General features: G+C 73.6%; 9 protein-coding genes. 3 read left to right on the top strand and 6 right to left on the bottom strand.

The annotated features are described in order from the left end of the window. Positions 1-22: 22 nt before the first annotated feature. From ACWCPN_RS28355 to ACWCPN_RS28335, 5 genes are all read right to left on the bottom strand, one after another. Positions 23-2,839: an NHLP bacteriocin export ABC transporter permease/ATPase subunit gene (locus ACWCPN_RS28355; RefSeq protein ID WP_451211570.1), complete on the bottom strand. Its 2,817-nt coding sequence runs from the start codon at positions 2,837-2,839 to the stop codon at positions 23-25. Position 2,840: 1 nt separating this feature from the next. Next, the gene (locus ACWCPN_RS28350; RefSeq protein ID WP_451211567.1) at positions 2,841-5,063 is read right to left on the bottom strand and encodes an NHLP family bacteriocin export ABC transporter peptidase/permease/ATPase subunit; all 2,223 of its coding nucleotides are present in this window, start codon (positions 5,061-5,063) and stop codon (positions 2,841-2,843) included. Next, complete coding sequence (locus tag ACWCPN_RS28345; protein WP_451211564.1) at positions 5,060-5,866, bottom strand: HlyD family efflux transporter periplasmic adaptor subunit; 807 nt, start codon at positions 5,864-5,866, stop codon at positions 5,060-5,062. Before ACWCPN_RS28345 ends, ACWCPN_RS28350 begins: the two co-directional genes overlap by 4 nt. 138 nt (positions 5,867-6,004) lie before the next feature. Then, complete coding sequence (locus ACWCPN_RS28340) at positions 6,005-6,220, bottom strand: type A2 lantipeptide (protein ID WP_199213054.1); 216 nt, start codon at positions 6,218-6,220, stop codon at positions 6,005-6,007. 499 nt (positions 6,221-6,719) lie between these two features. Then, on the bottom strand, positions 6,720-7,133 hold the full coding sequence (locus ACWCPN_RS28335) for a PaaI family thioesterase (protein WP_451211561.1): 414 nt from the start codon (positions 7,131-7,133) through the stop codon (positions 6,720-6,722). Positions 7,134-7,335: 202 nt separating this feature from the next. Here ACWCPN_RS28335 and ACWCPN_RS28330 point away from each other — a divergent pair, with 202 nt between their 5' ends. Beyond that, a complete protein-coding gene (locus ACWCPN_RS28330) occupies positions 7,336-8,799 on the top strand; it encodes a S1 family peptidase (RefSeq protein WP_451211834.1) in 1,464 nt (487 codons plus the stop codon). A gap of 193 nt (positions 8,800-8,992) precedes the next feature. Here the strand turns inward: ACWCPN_RS28330 and ACWCPN_RS28325 are convergent, their stop codons facing one another. Further along, entirely contained in the window at positions 8,993-11,143 is a 2,151-nt protein-coding gene (locus tag ACWCPN_RS28325) for a SpoIIE family protein phosphatase (RefSeq protein WP_451211829.1), read from the bottom strand. A gap of 1,349 nt (positions 11,144-12,492) precedes the next feature. On the opposite strand from ACWCPN_RS28325, the gene ACWCPN_RS28320 reads away from it, so the two are divergent. Together ACWCPN_RS28320 and ACWCPN_RS28315 are read left to right on the top strand one after the other, a co-directional pair. Then, positions 12,493-13,701, top strand: a complete 1,209-nt coding sequence (locus ACWCPN_RS28320) for a cytochrome P450 (RefSeq protein WP_451211558.1) — start codon at positions 12,493-12,495, stop codon at positions 13,699-13,701. Positions 13,702-13,801: 100 nt separating this feature from the next. Then, positions 13,802-15,154 carry a serine hydrolase domain-containing protein gene (locus tag ACWCPN_RS28315; RefSeq protein WP_451211555.1) on the top strand — a complete coding sequence of 451 codons (1,353 nt, stop codon included), beginning with the start codon at positions 13,802-13,804 and terminating at the stop codon, positions 15,152-15,154. Positions 15,155-15,615 lie beyond the last annotated feature (461 nt).

Raw genomic sequence — 15,615 nt, 5'->3', positions numbered from 1 at the left:
CTCGGCGCGGGCCGGCCCCGGCCTACGCGAGCTGCCTGCGCACCAGTTCGTGCAGCCTGCCCCCGGTGTCGGCGAGCAGTTCGGCGGGCGGCCCCTGCTGGATCACCCGGCCCTCCTCCATCACGATCACCCGGTCCGCGTCCAGCACCGTCGACAGGCGGTGCGCGATGACGATCCGGGTGGCGTTCAGCTTGCGGGTGCTGTCGATGACCGTGCGCTGGGTGTCGTTGTCCAGGGCGCTGGTCGCCTCGTCGAAGAAGAGGATCCGCGGACGCCGGATCAGCGCCTGGGCGATCATCAGCCGCTGCCGCTGGCCACCGGAGATCGCGCCGTTGCCGGCCACGATCGTGTGCAGGCCCATCGGCATCCGCCTGATGTCCTCCGCGAGGCCCGCCAGCTCGGCGGCCGCCATCGCCTCCTCCGGCGTGTACGGCTCGGTGCCGCAGATGACGTCCAGGATGGAACCGGTGAACGGCTGCGCGTGCTGGAGCACCACACCGCACTGGCGGCGCACCGCCGACTGGTCCAGGGCCGCCAGGTCCTGGCCGTCGTACAGGACGCTGCCCGAGACCGGCCGGTCGAAGCCGATGAGCAGCCGCAGCAGCGTGGACTTGCCGCAGCCGCTCGGACCGACGACCGCCACGAACTCGCCCGGGCGGACGGCGAAGGAGACGTCGTCGAGGACGAGCGGCCCGTCGTCGGCGTACCGGAACGACAGCCGGCGGGCCTCGACGGCGCCCGACAGCGGACCGGGGCGGGTGCTCGCGGTGCGTACCTCGGGCGTGGCGTCCAGTACCGGCCTGATCTCCTCGAACAGCGGCAGCGCCGCCACCGCGGAGACGAAGGAACCGGTGAGCTGGGTGACCGAGGTCAGCACCATCGTCACCGAGGTGCTGAAGGTGAGGAACGCCGCCGCCGACATCGAGCCCCTCGCCGGTCCCGCCAGCAGCATGAACATCAGCAGCGTGCACACCGGCAGGTAGACCGCGCCCAGCACCGAGGTGAGGTTCTTGATCCGGCCCACCTTCTGCTGGAGTTCCCGGCTGTGCGCGAACTGGCGCGCCCAGGCGGCGTACGCGTAGTTCTCCGCCGCCGCCACCCGCAGTTTGGGCAGGCCGCGCAGGGTCTGGAAGGCCTGGTTGTTCAGCTTGTTGCCGAGTACCACCAGGCGCCGCTGCCAGCGCACCTGCCACAGGCCGAGCCCCAGGAAGACCGCCGCGATGACGACGAGCATGCCGATCGCCGCCATGGCCATCGGCGCGCTGTACCAGAACAGCAGCCCCAGGTTCATCGCGCCGACCGTCACCGACTGCGCGACCACCGGGCCGGTACCGGCCAGCAGCCGGCGGATCGCGCTGATGCCCATGGCGGCACTGGCGAGTTCGCCGGTGGAGCGCTGGGTGAAGAACCGGGTGGGCAGCCGCAGCAGCCGGTCCCAGACGGCCGGCTGCAACGCCGACTCGATACGGCCCTCCATGCGCAGGATGGTCAGGTTCTCCAGCAGCGTGAACGCGGCCGACACCACCCCGCTCACCATCACCGCCAGGCACACCTGCACGATCAGACCCGTCTGGGCCTTCGGCACGTACTCGCCGAGCACCTTGCCGGTGGCGATCGGCACCAGCGCGCCGATGGCGACCGTCACCAGCCCGGCGAGCATCAGGTTGCCCAGGTCGCCACGCGTGCCGCGCAGGCTGAAGCGCAGCAGTCCGAGCGGCCCGAGCCGCCGCTCGGGCAGCGGCCGGTAGAACATCACCGCGCGCGGCTCGAACTCCTCGGCGTTCGCCTTCTCCACCGGCGTCTCGCGCCCGGTGCCCGGATGCACGGCCACATAGCCGCCGCGCCGCCACAGCAACGCGACCGGCGCCCCGGACAGTGCCCGGTGCCCCACCAGCGGACCCACGTTCTCCCGCCACCACCGGCCGTCCAGACGGACCGCGCGGGTGCGCACCCGGGAGGCGAGCGCCACCCGTTCGACCGGGTCGAGGCGCTCGCTCTCGGTGCCGCTCTGCGCGGGGGCGGCCAGCTCGATGCCGGCCGCCTCGGCGACCAGCTTGCAGGCCGCGTAGCCGGCGTCGGCGTCGGCGGCCGTCGCGGGACGGGCCGAGCGCCTGCCGATGGAGGCCAGCAGCGTCCGGTCGGCCTGGGCGCGGACCGCCTCACCGGCCTTGATCCCGGCCGCCGTCCGCGTCTCGTGGGTGCGTTCGAGCTGCTCGATCCACCGGTCCAGCGCGGTCAGCAGCCGGTACTGCTGATCGACCATGCTCTGCCACAGCGCCGGGTCCATCAGCAGATCGGCGGCGGCCTCGGCACCGTACACCGAGCCGTACTGCACGCTGCCCGGCGGCACCTGCATCCAGAACACGTCGTCGTCCGCGGGCGCGGCGGTACGCTCCTCGGCCATCGGCGCCTGGAAGAGGACGGACAGACCGCGGCCCACGCCGAGGGCGAGGGCGTACTCCAGCGGGCTGGTCGTGGGCGGCACGTACTGCGGGTTGCCGTACTCGTCGTACGACCAGGTCTGGGTGTGGGCGGGCTGGTACAGCTCACGCAGGTTGACGCGGTGCAGCACGCAGTCCCGCACCGGGCGGGCCACCAGCGTGTGCTGGGGCCCGGCGACCGGGCCGAGCAGCAGCGCGCCCGCCTCGAGACGGCCCAGATGGTGCCAGTGGCCCTGCTGCTCGGCGTCCACCGCGAACAGGTCGAGCGCGCCGGCCGCGACCAGCCACAGCACCTGCGGCCCTTCGAGGTCCACGCGGCTGAAACCGGCGCAGTCGATCCGCGTGCCCAGCGAACCGAGCGCGCCGAGGACGAGGTCGCCTTCGTGCACGGACGTCATCTCACCGCTCCCTGACCAGCGCGGCGTACGCGCCACCGCGCGCCACCAGCTCCTCGTGCCGCCCGCGCTCCACGACCGTGCCGTGCTCCAGTACGACGATCTCGTCGCTGTCGCGGACCGTGCTCAGCCGGTGGGCGATCACCACGCAGGCGCAGCCGCGCCGGCGCAGGTTGTCCATCACGACCAGCTCGGTCTCCGCGTCCAGCGCGCTGGTCACCTCGTCCAGCACCAGGATGCTCGGCCGGCGCACCAGGGCCCGGGCGATCTCCAGTCGCTGCCGCTGCCCGCCGGAGAAGTTCCGGCCGTCCTGCTCGACCGTGCTGTGGATACCGCCGGGCCGGCGGGCCACCACGTCGTACAGGGCCGCGTCCTTCAGCGCCTCGATCACCGCGTCGTCGGGGATCGACGGGTCCCACAGGGCCACGTTGTCGCGGATCGAGCCCTCGAACAGGAACACGTCCTGGTCGACGAAGGACACCGAGGCGGCGAGCGCGCCGCGCGGGATGTCCTCCAGCCGGCGGCCGTCGATGCGGATCACCCCGTCCCACGGCGTGTACAGGCCCGAGATCAGCCGGGACACCGTCGACTTGCCGCTGCCCGAGCCGCCGACCAGCGCCACCTGCCGGCCGGGGCCCACGGTCAGGTCGAACCCGGTCAGCAGCGGCTGGTCCAGGGGGCTGTAGCCGAAGGTGACGTTCTCCAGCTCGATGTGCCCGTGCAGCCGGCGGGTGGAGTCGCCCGAGCCGGGCCGCGCGTAGAGCGGGTCGGCCTGGAAGTTCTCCACGTCCTTCAGCCGGGCCACGTCGGCGGCGAAGTCCTGGATGCGCCCCGCCACGCCGTTGAGCCGGGTCAGCGGCGCGGTGAACCGGGTGACCAGCGCCTGGAAGGCGACCAGCAGACCGACCGAGATGTGCCCCTCGACCGCCCGCATGCCGCCGATCCATAGGATCAGCGCGCTGTTGAGCGTGGCGAGCGTCGGCGCGACCACGCCCAGCCAGGCGCTCGGCACGCCGAGCCGCTGCTGCTCCTCCAGCGTGGTGGCGTGCTGTCCGGCCCACTTGCGGAAGTAGCCGTCCTCGCCGCCGGTCGCCTTCATCGTCTCGATGAGCTGCAGCCCCGAGTACGAGGTGTTGGTGAGCCGGGCGGTGTCCGCGCGCAGCTTCGCCGTCCGGGTCGCCCGCAGCCGCACCACCAGCCGCATCGCCACCACGTTCAGCAGGGCCACGCCGATGCCGACGAACGTCAGTTGCGGGTCGTAGGTGTACAGCAGCACGGCGTACAGCACGACGACGATGGCGTCCACGCCGGCCGCCGCGAGGTCGCGGGCCAGGGTCTCGGCCACCTGGTCGTTGGACTGCAGCCGCTGCACCAGGTCGGCAGGGGAGCGCTGGGAGAAGAAGGTGACGGGCAGCCGCAGCAGATGGCGCAGGAAACGTGCGCTGGAGAGGGTGGAGGAGATGATCCGGCCGTGCAGCAGGTTGGCCTGCTGGAGCCAGGTCAGCACCAGGGTGAGCGCGACGCAGGTGGCCATCGAGGCGAACAGCACGCCGAGCAGCGAGGTCTGGCCGCCGATGAGGAACATGTCGATGTACGTACGGCTGAGCGCGGGCACCGCCGCGCCCACCGCCACCAGCAGCAGGCTGGCCAGCACGGCGGCCGGCAGGGTGCCGGCCGTGCCGCGCAGCCGGGCCGGCATCGCACCGAGCACGCCCGGGCGGCGGCCGCCCCTGGCGAAGTCGTCGCCCGGCTCCATCACCAGCACCACACCGGTGAAGCTGCCGTCGAATTCCTCCATCGGCACGAACCGGCGGCCCTTGGCGGGGTCGTTGATGTACACCCCGCGGCGGCCGAAGCGGCGGCCCATGCCGTCGTAGACGACGTAGTGGTTGAACTCCCAGAAGAGGACGGCCGGCGCCTTCACCTCGGCGAGCGCCGCCAGGTCCATCTGCATGCCCTTGGCCGTCAGCCCGTAACCGCGGGCGGCCTTCAGCAGGTTGCTGGCGCGCGAGCCGTCGCGGGAGACGCCGCAGGCGATGCGCAGCTCCTCCAGCGGGACGTGCCGGCCGTAGTGGCCGAGCACCATGGCGAGGGAGGCGGCGCCGCACTCGACGGCCTCCATCTGGAGCACGGTGGGCGTACGCACCGTGCCGGCGCTCGACTTGGGGACCGGCCTGCGGGCCGGGGCGGCCCGTCTGCGGCCGCGGGTTTCCGTCTGCGTGGTCACGGGAGCAGCCAATCGACGGGACGCTGGTCGGCCAGCTTGATCGAACCGGAGGCGAGCGTCATCGAGTCGAGCCGGTACGGCGGACCCTCGGCGGACGACCAGCGGTAACCGCTCTTCGCCGACGCCGACCTGTCCAGCGCGACCAGCACCGCCACCGGGCGGCCCTTCCGGGTGAACTGCTCGCCCAGCTGGCTGTCGCCGAGGAACGCGGCGATCGACTGCGGGGACTGCGCGGCGCGGTCCACCGACTTCACGTGCCCGCGCAGCACGCCGTACCGCTGCGCCGGTACGGAGGACACGGTCAGGTCGACCGGGGCGTGCGCCGGGATGGCGGCCGCGTTCTCCGCGGGGACGTACACGGTCGCGTACAGCGGGTCCGAGGCGTGGGCGACCTTCTCGACGGAGGCCACGTTGGCGCCGGTCTGGACGATCTGCCCGATGGTGGCGGCGAGCGCGGTGATCCGGCCCGCGGCGACGGTGCGCACCACCGTCTCGCCCTGGCCCGTGCGGACCTTGAGGACGGGCGCGCCGGCCGGCAGCCGCTCACCCTGCTCGGCGAGCACGGCCGTGACCTGCCCGGCCACGGGGCTCTGCAGCAGGTAGCTGCCCTGCCCGTGGGTCAGGACGGCCTGCGCGCCGACGGTGGAGGCGACCGATCCGGTCACCGCCCACACGGAGGCCGCCGCCATGACGACGACGGTGACGCCGAGCGCGAGCCAGCCCTGGGGACGGGCCAGCCGCACCGGAAGGTCCAGCTCCTCCGGCGACTGGAGCTTGGCGAGGGCCTGTTGGCGGAACTGCACGGAACTTCCCTCACCCGAGGAGAGACATCGTTACGACAAGACCGCGGGTGCCGCGGCCGGACCACCGGTCCGGTGCGGGCACCCGAGAGTCCCGGAGCCGGGGGGCGGCTCCGGGACTTCGGTTACACCGAGGTGCGATCAGAGACCGGCGACGAGGCCGGTGACCGGGGCGGTGTTCAGGCCGGTGACACCCTCGACGGTGCCGACGGCGGTGTCCACCAGGCCGGCGACCGGGGCAACGCCGTTCACGGCACCGGTCACGGTGTTGAGGGCGTTCAGGGACAGACCGCCGGAGACGTTGTCCAGCTCGGCGTCCGAGATCTCGACGGTCTCAACCTGGGGGGTGGAGTTCATGGTGGAACTTCCCTTCGTATGGATATTCATAAGGGGGGAAGCGGCCCCCTCTGGGGACAGACGGACGGCCGCGACCGCGGGCTGCGAACCCCCGTTTCCGGAAGCCCGGGGAATGCCCGCGGTGCGAAGGATCAAAGCACGCCCGCAGCCCTGGCTTCCAATCAAACAGGCCTCTCACCTGGGCACTTGGCGCGCCAAGGGGCTCAACGGTGCAGGTTTGCGCACGCCGTGTCGGCCACTCCTTCACATGCCGCACGGCATCGGCGCGGCCATGTCCTTGCCCGCCGGGCGGCGAATCCGGCACTCCGCGCCAAAGACGTACCCGGGGGGCGCGCGGATGTGCAGATACGGCGGCGGCGGTGACGCGCTTGGGCATTCGATGTGCAGATTCCCTGAAGCAGGGATTCCGGTACGTGTACGGAACTGACCGTTACCGGTCGGTAGCCGAGCGTGCCGGTTCGGGGGCGCGCGGACTGCCGGTCGGGGAACCTACGGACCGTCAGCCCAGGAGCGCGTAGACCGTGCTCGCCCGGGCCGCGAGCTCGCCCGACTCCGCGTCGCACAGGGTGATGTCGGCGAACGCCGTCCGCCGGCCCAGCTTGGTGAGCACCGCCTCGATCCGGACGTCCGACCCGGTCACCGCGCGCTGGAAGGACGTCGACTGCTGCACCGTCGTCATCGGCACGAAGCCGCCCCGCGCGGCCGAGACCGCGATCACCGTGGCCGTGTCGGCCGCCGCCATCAGCGCCTGCCCCGACAGCCCGCCGCCCTCCCGGGCCAGCCGCTGCGACCAGGGCAGCCGCAGCACCGCGCGGTCCTGGCCCAAGGACTCCACCGCCAGCCCCAGTTCGAGGACCCAGGGGGCGAAGCAGGTGGAGAGGATCTTGTCGGCTCCGGCAATGGTCAGCGTCATGGGGGCGATTGTTCCCGGCCCGGCACCGGGACACGCGCGACGCGGCCGATTCGCCGCCGTGGCAGGGGAGTCGGCAACCGGAATTGAACGCACCGCGTGACCCGCCCGTACCTGTAGCCATCCAGGCGCCCCGAACGAACGACTGCCCGACTGCGGCAGACCCCCCGTCCCCAGGAGGTCGAGAAGTTTGAGTCACAAGCGAATGCCCAAGCGCAAGGCCGCGATAGCGGTGGGCGGTGTCGCGGCGCTCGGCGCGGCGGCCCTCCTGCTGCCCAACGCCAACGCTTCCCAGGACAAGGCCTCGGGTGCCGCCGGCACCGCCAGGACCCTCAAGGCCGCGGACGCCTCGGATCTGGCCGCGCAGCTGCAGAAGGCGCTCGGCGACGCTCTCGCCGGGTCCTACTACGACAGCTCCAAGCAGCAGCTCGTCGTCAACGTGGTCGGCGGCGACAAGAACGTGATCGTGCAGGCGGAGAAGGCCGGCGCCGCCGTGCGCCAGGTCGACAACAGCACCGCCGAACTGAAGTCCGCCGCCCGGACCCTGAAGAGCAGGGCCACCGTCCCGGGTACCGCCTGGGCCGTCGACCCGCGCACCAACAAGGTCGTGGTCACCGCCGACTCCACCGTCACCGGCGCCAAGTGGGACCGGGTCCAGTCGACCGTGCGCGGTCTCGGCTCCGGCATGGCCACCCTGAAGAGGTCCTCGGGTTCCTTCAAGACCTTCGTCTCGGGCGGCGACGCCATCTTCTCCCAGGTGCAGGGCGGCAACGTGCGCTGCTCCCTCGGCTTCAACGTCACCGCGTCGGACGGCAGCCCCGCCTTCCTGACGGCCGGTCACTGCGGAGTGGCGGCCAAGCAGTGGTCCGACTCCCAGAACGGGCAGCCCATCGCCACCGTGGACCAGGCCACCTTCCCCGGCGAGGGCGACTTCTCGCTCGTCAAGTACGACGACCCCAACACCCAGGCGCCCAGCGAGGTCAACGCGGGCAACGGCCAGACCGTGCAGATCAACCAGGCGGCGGACGCGACGGTCGGTCAGACCGTGTTCCGGATGGGCTCCACCACCGGCCTGCACAACGGCCAGGTGACCGGCCTCGACGCCACCGTCAACTTCCAGAGCGAGACCGACCCGAACGGCGTCGACACCGTCACCGGCCTCATCCAGACCAACGTCTGCGCCGAGGCGGGCGACAGCGGCGGCTCCCTGTTCACCCAGGACGGCGGCGCGGTCGGCCTCACCTCCGGCGGCAGCGGTGACTGCACCAGCGGCGGCGAGACCTTCTTCCAGCCGGTCACCGCGGCCCTGCAGGCCACCGGCGCCACCCTCGGCGACGGCGGGAACGGCGCCGGCGGCCAGGCGGGCGCGGGGGACCAGTCGGGCGCCGGCGCGGGCGACCAGGCCGGTGCCGGTGACCAGGCGGGTGCCGGCGCGGGCGATCAGGCCGGTGCCGGTGACCAGGCGGGTGCCGGCGCGGGCGATCAGGCCGGTGCCGGCGACGGTTCGGGTGCCGGTGACCAGGCGGGCGGCGACCAGATCGGCGGCGGCGCCGACCCGTCGGCCACGGCGGGCGGCGACCAGAGCGGCACGGGCGAGGGCACCGGCACCGGTGCCGGTGACCAGTCGGGCGCGGGCGACGCGGCGTCCTCCGCCGACGGGTCCCACTGACCCGCACCGGGTCGCACCGACCCGCACCAGGTCCCACCGAGCCGTAACGGGACCACCGGGAAGCACCACCGCTCCCTGACCGGCCCGCAGCGGTTCCGGCCGGCCGGGGAAGGTCCGGTCCTCCGGCGGGAGGGCCGGACCACGGCCGTCACGGCACCCGGGACCCGGCCGCCGCGGCACGGCGGCCCGCCGCTCAGCCGCACTCGTGCGCCCTGAGCAGCAGCACCGCCACGTCGTCCACCCGTTCCTGCGCCGCCGCGCTGTGCCGCACCAGTTCGTCGGCCAGCTCCTCCAGCGGCCGGCCGCCCACCTCGCCGAGCAGCGCGCCCAGGTCGACCAGGGAGTCCTCGATGTCCACGCCGGGCGACTCCACCAGGCCGTCCGTGTACAGCGCGAGGACCGAGCCCGGCGTCAGCGACACCTCGGTCGTCGGGTACGTGGCGGAGGCGTCGATGCCCAGCAGCGGGCCGCCGGCCAGGTCCAGCACCCGCACCCGGCCGTCCGGGCGTCTGAGCAGGGGCGGCGGATGCCCGGCGCGGGCCATCACGGCCCGGCCCCGGGCCGGATCCAGACTCAGGTACAGGCAGCTCGCGAACAGTTCGGCGCCGAGGTCGATCAGCAGCCGGTTGGTGCTGCTCATCACCTCCTCCGGCGGCTGCCCCACCGTGGTGTAGGCGCGCACCCCGGTGCGGATCTGGCCCATCAGCGCCGCCGCCGTCACGTTGTGGCCCTGCACGTCCCCGATCACCGCCGCCGCCCGCGGCCCGGTCGGCACCAGGTCGTAGAAGTCGCCGCCGATCTCCATCCCCTGAGTGGCCGGAAGATACCGGGCGGCCGCCTCGATACCGGGCAGCCTCGCCAGCGAGTGCGGCAGCAGGGACTCCTGCAGCCCCTGCGCCAGCCGGTGCTTGGCGTCGTACAGCACGGCGCGCTCCAGCGCCTGCGCGATGAGACCGCCGAGACTCGTCAGCACCGCCCGCTCGTCGGCGGGGAACGCGCGCGGTTCGGCGTACGCCAGCACACAGGTGCCCACCGGCCGTCCGGACGCGATCAGCGGCAGGAACGCCCAGGCCGCGTAGCCGTCCGGGGTCTGCTGCCGGCTGGGGTACAGCCGTTCGAGCTGCTCCTGGGTCTCGAAGAACCCCGGCACGCCGCTGTTCAGGACATGGGTGCCCGGCGTGCGCTCGCTCAGCGGCAGCCCGTCGAACCGCTCCACGACATGCGGGTCCGCGTACCCGCGGTGCCCCAGCACGTGCAGCCGCCCGCCCTGGGAGCCGAGGATCACCAGCGCCTGGCTGCCGACCGCCGGCGCCACCTCGTCGGCGACGAGCTGCACCACGTCCTCCACCCCGATCGCCTCGGTCAGGGCCCCGGCGAGGCTCAGTACCTGAGAGATCGTCACCAGCCGGGACGGTCCCGTGCCCGGCTGCGGCGCCTCGCGGGTGATCTCCGCGACCGCCCGGGCCCGGGTGATCCGCACGCTCAGCCCGGTCGTGCTCGGGTACAGCCGGAACGACAGCCACTCGCCCGGCGGGCGCAGCGCCACGAACGACGCCACCTGCTGGCTGATCAGCGCGGCCCGGTAACGGTCCTCGTACACCGGGTCGTTGAGCCAGGGCACCGACACCCAGGGGAGGGTGCCCAGCAGTTCGCTCGCGGGCCTCCCGAGCAGTTCGGCGGCGGCCGCGTTGACGAAGCCGACCCGGCCGTGCAGGTCCAGCGACACCAGCCCGTACGGCAGCCGGGCCACCATCCGCGCCGCCTCCAGCGAGCCCAGTGAGCCCGCCGCCCCCGACACCGGCGCCGCCAGCAGATCGGCCTCGGGGAGCAGTGTCAGGTTCTCCTCGGCGGCCCGGGCCAGCCGCAGCGCCAGCCGGTCGCAGCTCCCGGTCAGACGGTCCCGCTCCGGGGCCGACAGCTCCGGCGGACGTGCTCCGGGCCAGGTCACGAACACGGCGCCGTACACGGCGTCGGCCGTCGCCACCGGCGCGGCGGCCAGCGCGAAGGGGTACGGCAGCACCACCGAGATACGCGGATAGCGGCGCGCCATCTCCTCCTCGCCGTTCACCCACACCAGCCGGCGCTCGCGCGCGGCGTCCGCCACCGGGATCGGCGCGTGCAGCCCGACCCGTTCCCACGGCGCGGCGAACGCGCGGGGCATGCCCGCCATGACCGCCATCTCCAGGACCGGCTCGGAGTGACGCAGCAGGTAGACCGCGCCGGAGTGCGCGCCCAGGTCCTCCAGCAACGCGGCCAGCGCGAGCGACAGCAGCGGCCGGCCCGCCGTCGTGCCGGTCACCTCGGGTGTACGCCCGGCCCCTGGCCCGTCGGGCACGGCGACCACCTCCTCGTACGGCCGCGCCTCACCTCCCGGGATCAAGGTTGCCCCGTGGGGGCGCCGGGCGCACGGCGAACGTCCCGGGGGCGTCCGGGAGGCCGTTCTCCCGCCTCCGCGAGGCGGACGCCTCCGAGTGCCCCGTGCAGCCGTCTCCATACGCCGGCGCTCACCGGTGCACGGACCGGCGCGGCGGGCGCGGTGGGCCGGGCCGTCGCCCCGGCCTCCCCCTCCGCACGGGTGCCGGGTGCCCAGCCGGGGGTCCTCCCGCCCTGGACGGTGCCCGTGCGATCGGATGGCCGCCGCGGCCGGGCCGGCCCGGCCGCGGCGGGCGTGCCCTGGTCGCCGGCCGGGACGCGCGACCCCTCGGGAGAAGCACGGGTGGTGTGCCGATGCCCCATGTGCGCCCCCTAGCGCCAGGATGGCCGAATCCACGCGCAGGGCACGTCGTTCCGCTTCGGGGCGGTGGCGGGTGCGGCGGCGGTCCGCCGGAGGACCGGGGCGTGTCGGCCGCGGGCCGGTGCCGCGCACGGCGTGTCGCGTCACCGCCTCACCGGTGGGACCCACAGGGTCAGTCAGTCATATCATCGCCCCAGCTCAGGGGTGGTGGCGGCCGGATCGCCGGAGGGCCGTGCCGGGAGACGGCCGGGCCCGGCCGCCGGGCGGCCGGCGTGTCGGCCACGCGGCGGCGGCTTCCTTTTCCGCCGTGTGCGGTTTACGGCTGCGGCCCAGGGGCACACGCGGTGCGACGTTCGACCGGCCCCGTGCGCCAGGGCCGTGCGAAGTGGCCGAGCAGTGACGCAAAAGCACCGGCAAAGTACGCTCCGTTCAACTTCAAGGGGTTGCTTGCACGTGACTCGCCGTGAAGACTGTGGCCGAGTTCCATCGAAACGAAGGTGTCGCACGGTGCGCATCATGCCAATCGTGGGGCGGCATGGACTGCGGCTGTGTATGTTCACACCTCGTCTCGAACGGCACGGGCCGGCGGCCTCGCTGTCCGTGACGGAGCAGGAAGGGTCCCGCGTGGTCGTTGCGCGGGAGGTGTCACCGAGGGGATGGGGGATGTCGGGTAGGCGCGCCACACGACGAGGCTCGCTGCGGAGCCGGGGCCGGCCGAGTGGCCGTCACGTCCCGCACCGCGTGTGCTGAGGTCTGTGCGCCGCCCCTGTACGAGACCGACGCGGGCCGGCCGTCCCGCCGCTCATGAAGAGGGCCACGCGGGCCATGCGCCGCTCTCGACCGATCCGATGTCCGCGACCACGGCGGCGCAGCCGTGCCTGCCGCCTTCCAGGTCCGCCACACCGCTGCGTGCGTGACTCCTCATGCCCGCAGGCGCCACCCGCAAGCAAGGAGACAAGGTGATCAGCAAGCAAGTGACGGGGGAACGCCTTCTCTTGGAGGAGTTACCCGAGCGCTGGCGGGGCTTACGCGACGCCGGACCCGTGCGGTACGACGAGACGCAGCGGGTCTGGCAGGTGCTCGACCACGAGACCGTCGCGGCCGTGCTCGCCGACCCGGCGACGTACTCCTCCGAACTCTCCGCCCTCGCGCCCACCCAGTCCGACTTCGAGATCTTCACCCGCGGCAACTTCGTCGCCATGGACCCGCCGGAGCACCGCAAGCTCCGCACCCTGGTGAGCCAGGCGTTCACCCCCCGGGTCGTGCAGGGGCTCGGGCCCCGCATCGAGGCCGTCTGCGACCGGCTGCTGGACGCCGTCGCCGACCGCGACCGATTCGACCTGGTCGACGCGCTGGCCTATCCGCTGCCCATCATCGTGATCGCCGAACTGCTCGGCATCCCGGCCGGGGAACACCGGCTCTTCCAGGAGTGGGCGAGCGTCCTGTTCGGCGGCGACCAGCTCGGCGAGGCGCCCGACATGGCCGACCTCGAACGGGCGCTGGAGGCCATCGCCCCGACCGTGCGCGAGATGAACGGCTACATGCTGGAGCACATCCGCGCCCGCCGTGCCGACCCCGGTGACGACCTCACCAGCAGACTCATCGCCGCCGAGGTGGACGGCGCCCGTCTCGCCGACCAGGAGATGGTCGGTTTCGTGGCCCTGTTGCTGGTGGCCGGGCACATCACCACGACCGCACTGCTGGGCAACGCGGTCGTCACGTTCGACCGGCACCCCGGCACGGACGCCGCGCTGCGCGCCGACCCGGCCCGCGTCCCGGCCGCCGTCGAAGAGGTGCTGCGCTGGCTGCCGCCCTTCCCCGAACTGGGCCGCCGGGTCACCCGCCCCGTGGTCCTCGGCGGTCACGAGATCCCGGCCGACAGCCTGCTGATGGCGCATCTGGGCGCCGCCAACCGGGATCCCGCCCGGTTCGCCGCACCCGACGTCCTCGACGTGACCCGGAACCCGAACCCGCATCTGACCTTCGGGCACGGCATCCACTTCTGTTTCGGCGCACCGCTGGCACGGCTCGAGGCGCGGATCGCTCTTCACAAGTTGCATGAACGATTCCGCGCCCTGGCGATCCCCTCCTACGAGGACGTCGCCTACCAGAACCCGGCCGTCATCGTCGGCGTGCGGCATCTGCCCGTAGAGGTCGGCAGAGCCTAGCCCCGGCGCCCAGGCGCCCCCGGCCGGCCCCACACACCGCTCGTACGGGCCGGACCGGCACACCCGCACATGAGACCCACCCAACGGGAGTCCCCTTCTCATGCCGTACATCACCCCCGCCGCTCCGGCGGCCGCCGGGACGCCGTCCCTGTCGCACCGGGAGTTGCAGGACCGCCTCGACGCCCTGGCCAGGATCCACCGGGTGCCCGGCGCCCAGCTCGTCCTTGACACGGGCGGCGACGTCGTCGACGTGCACACCGGCACGGCCGATGTCACGACCGGCAGCCCCCTCACCGCGGACACCGCGGTCCCGCTCGGATCGATAACCAAGCCCTACACGGCCGCGCTCGTCATGCTCCTGGCCGACGACGGCGACCTCGACCTCGACGAACCCGCGGCCGAGTACCTTCCGGAGCTGTGCGGAACACCCGAGGTGACGATCCGTCAACTGCTCAGCCACACAGCCGGACTGCCCACCGGGCCCGACTCCGACACCGCCGCCGCGACCACCGCCGCGCGCTACCTCACGGCCGTCTGCGCCGACCGTGACCTGCTGTTCGCGCCGGGCACCGACTTCTCCTACTCCAACGCCGGCTACGTCGCCGCCGGACGGCTGGTGGAGACCGTGACCGGCATGCCGTGGCCCGAGGCGATGCGGGCCCTGCTCCTCGAACCCCTCGGCATCGTGCCCGCGTTCGTCGGTGACTCCGCGCCCGGCCGCCCGGTGGCCGCCGGGCACGCCGTCAACACCGCCACCGGGCTGGCCGTCCCGGCCCGCCAGAACCTGGCACCGCTGGAGGCGCCGGCCGGCGCGCTGCTCGCGAGCGCCCGGGACCTCGCCGCCCTCGGCAACGCGCTGACCGGCCGCTCGGACGTGCTGCCGCCCGCCGTCGCCAAGGAGATGCGCCGGGCCGAGACCGCCGCCCGCCCCGGCACGCTCGCCGACGGCTGGGGCGCCGGGCTCGCCCTCTTCCACCGGGACGGCCGTGTCTGGTGCGGTCACGACGGAAACGCCCAGGGCACGTCCTGCCATCTGCGGGTGGACCCGGAGAGCGGCGTGGTGGTCGCCTTCACGGGCAACGCCGGGGCCGCCACCGCGCTCTGGCGCGACCTCACCGAGGAACTGGGCCGGGTCGCCGGCATCCGGGTGCCCGCCGGCACGAAGGTCGTGGACCGGGGCGGGGCCGTGGACCTGCCCGACTGCGCGGGCACCTATCGCAACGGCACCACGACCTACCGCATAGAACCCGGCCCGGACGGCGCGCCGGCCCTGTCCGTGGACGGGGATCTGCACCTTCCGCTGGTCTGCTACGCCGACCTGTCCTGCGATCTGCGTGATCCGGCCACCGGGCGCCTCGAACCGGGAGGCAGGTTCCACCGCGATCCGGCCACCGGCCGGGTCGACCGGGTCCAGATATCCGGGCGCACGGCACGCCGTACCGACGACGGCTGAGCCCCGGTCCCGGGCGGCACCGGCGCGGTCCTTACGGCGCGGCGGGATCCGGCGGTCGCGGGCGGCCTTCCGCGGCGGGTCCGCCGGGCTTCGGCAGCCGCCGGTGGATCCCGCCCCGGCGTACGGGCGGGCGGACACGACCGGTACGGATCCATCCGGTCGCCGCCGGCGCTCCGTCCCCGGCGCTCCGGAAAGGCCCGCCGGTGTCCCGTCGCCCGGTCCTTCCGGTGACGGGGCCGCCGACCGGCGTGCGGTCCGGGCCGGTCGGGCCGAGCGGTTCCGGCCGGATCCGGCCCGGGGGCGCATGCCGGGCCGGACGGCGGGGCATCGGCGCCGGCCCGCCGGCCGGCGGCGCCGCGGGTTCGACCGCCGGGCCGCCGGGCCGACGCTTCCGGTCACCGGTACCCGTGGCCCTGCCCATCGGCCCCGACGGCGTGCCGCCCGCCGGGTGGTCCACCGCC

Source organism: Streptomyces sp. NPDC002386 (assembly GCF_053593175.1).
This window is presented reverse-complemented; position numbering and strand designations above follow the sequence as displayed.

Bases quoted from the DNA above. Each gene is read 5' to 3' on its own strand.
- ACWCPN_RS28340 (WP_199213054.1), bottom strand. From the start codon at position 6,220: ATGAACTCCACCCCCCAGGTTGAGACCGTCGAGATCTCGGACGCCGAG.
- ACWCPN_RS28330 (WP_451211834.1), top strand. From the start codon at position 7,336: ATGCCCAAGCGCAAGGCCGCGATAGCGGTGGGCGGTGTCGCGGCGCTC.
- ACWCPN_RS28335 (WP_451211561.1), bottom strand. From the start codon at position 7,133: ATGACGCTGACCATTGCCGGAGCCGACAAGATCCTCTCCACCTGCTTC.
- ACWCPN_RS28315 (WP_451211555.1), top strand. From the start codon at position 13,802: ATGCCGTACATCACCCCCGCCGCTCCGGCGGCCGCCGGGACGCCGTCC.
- ACWCPN_RS28355 (WP_451211570.1), bottom strand. From the start codon at position 2,839: ATGACGTCCGTGCACGAAGGCGACCTCGTCCTCGGCGCGCTCGGTTCG.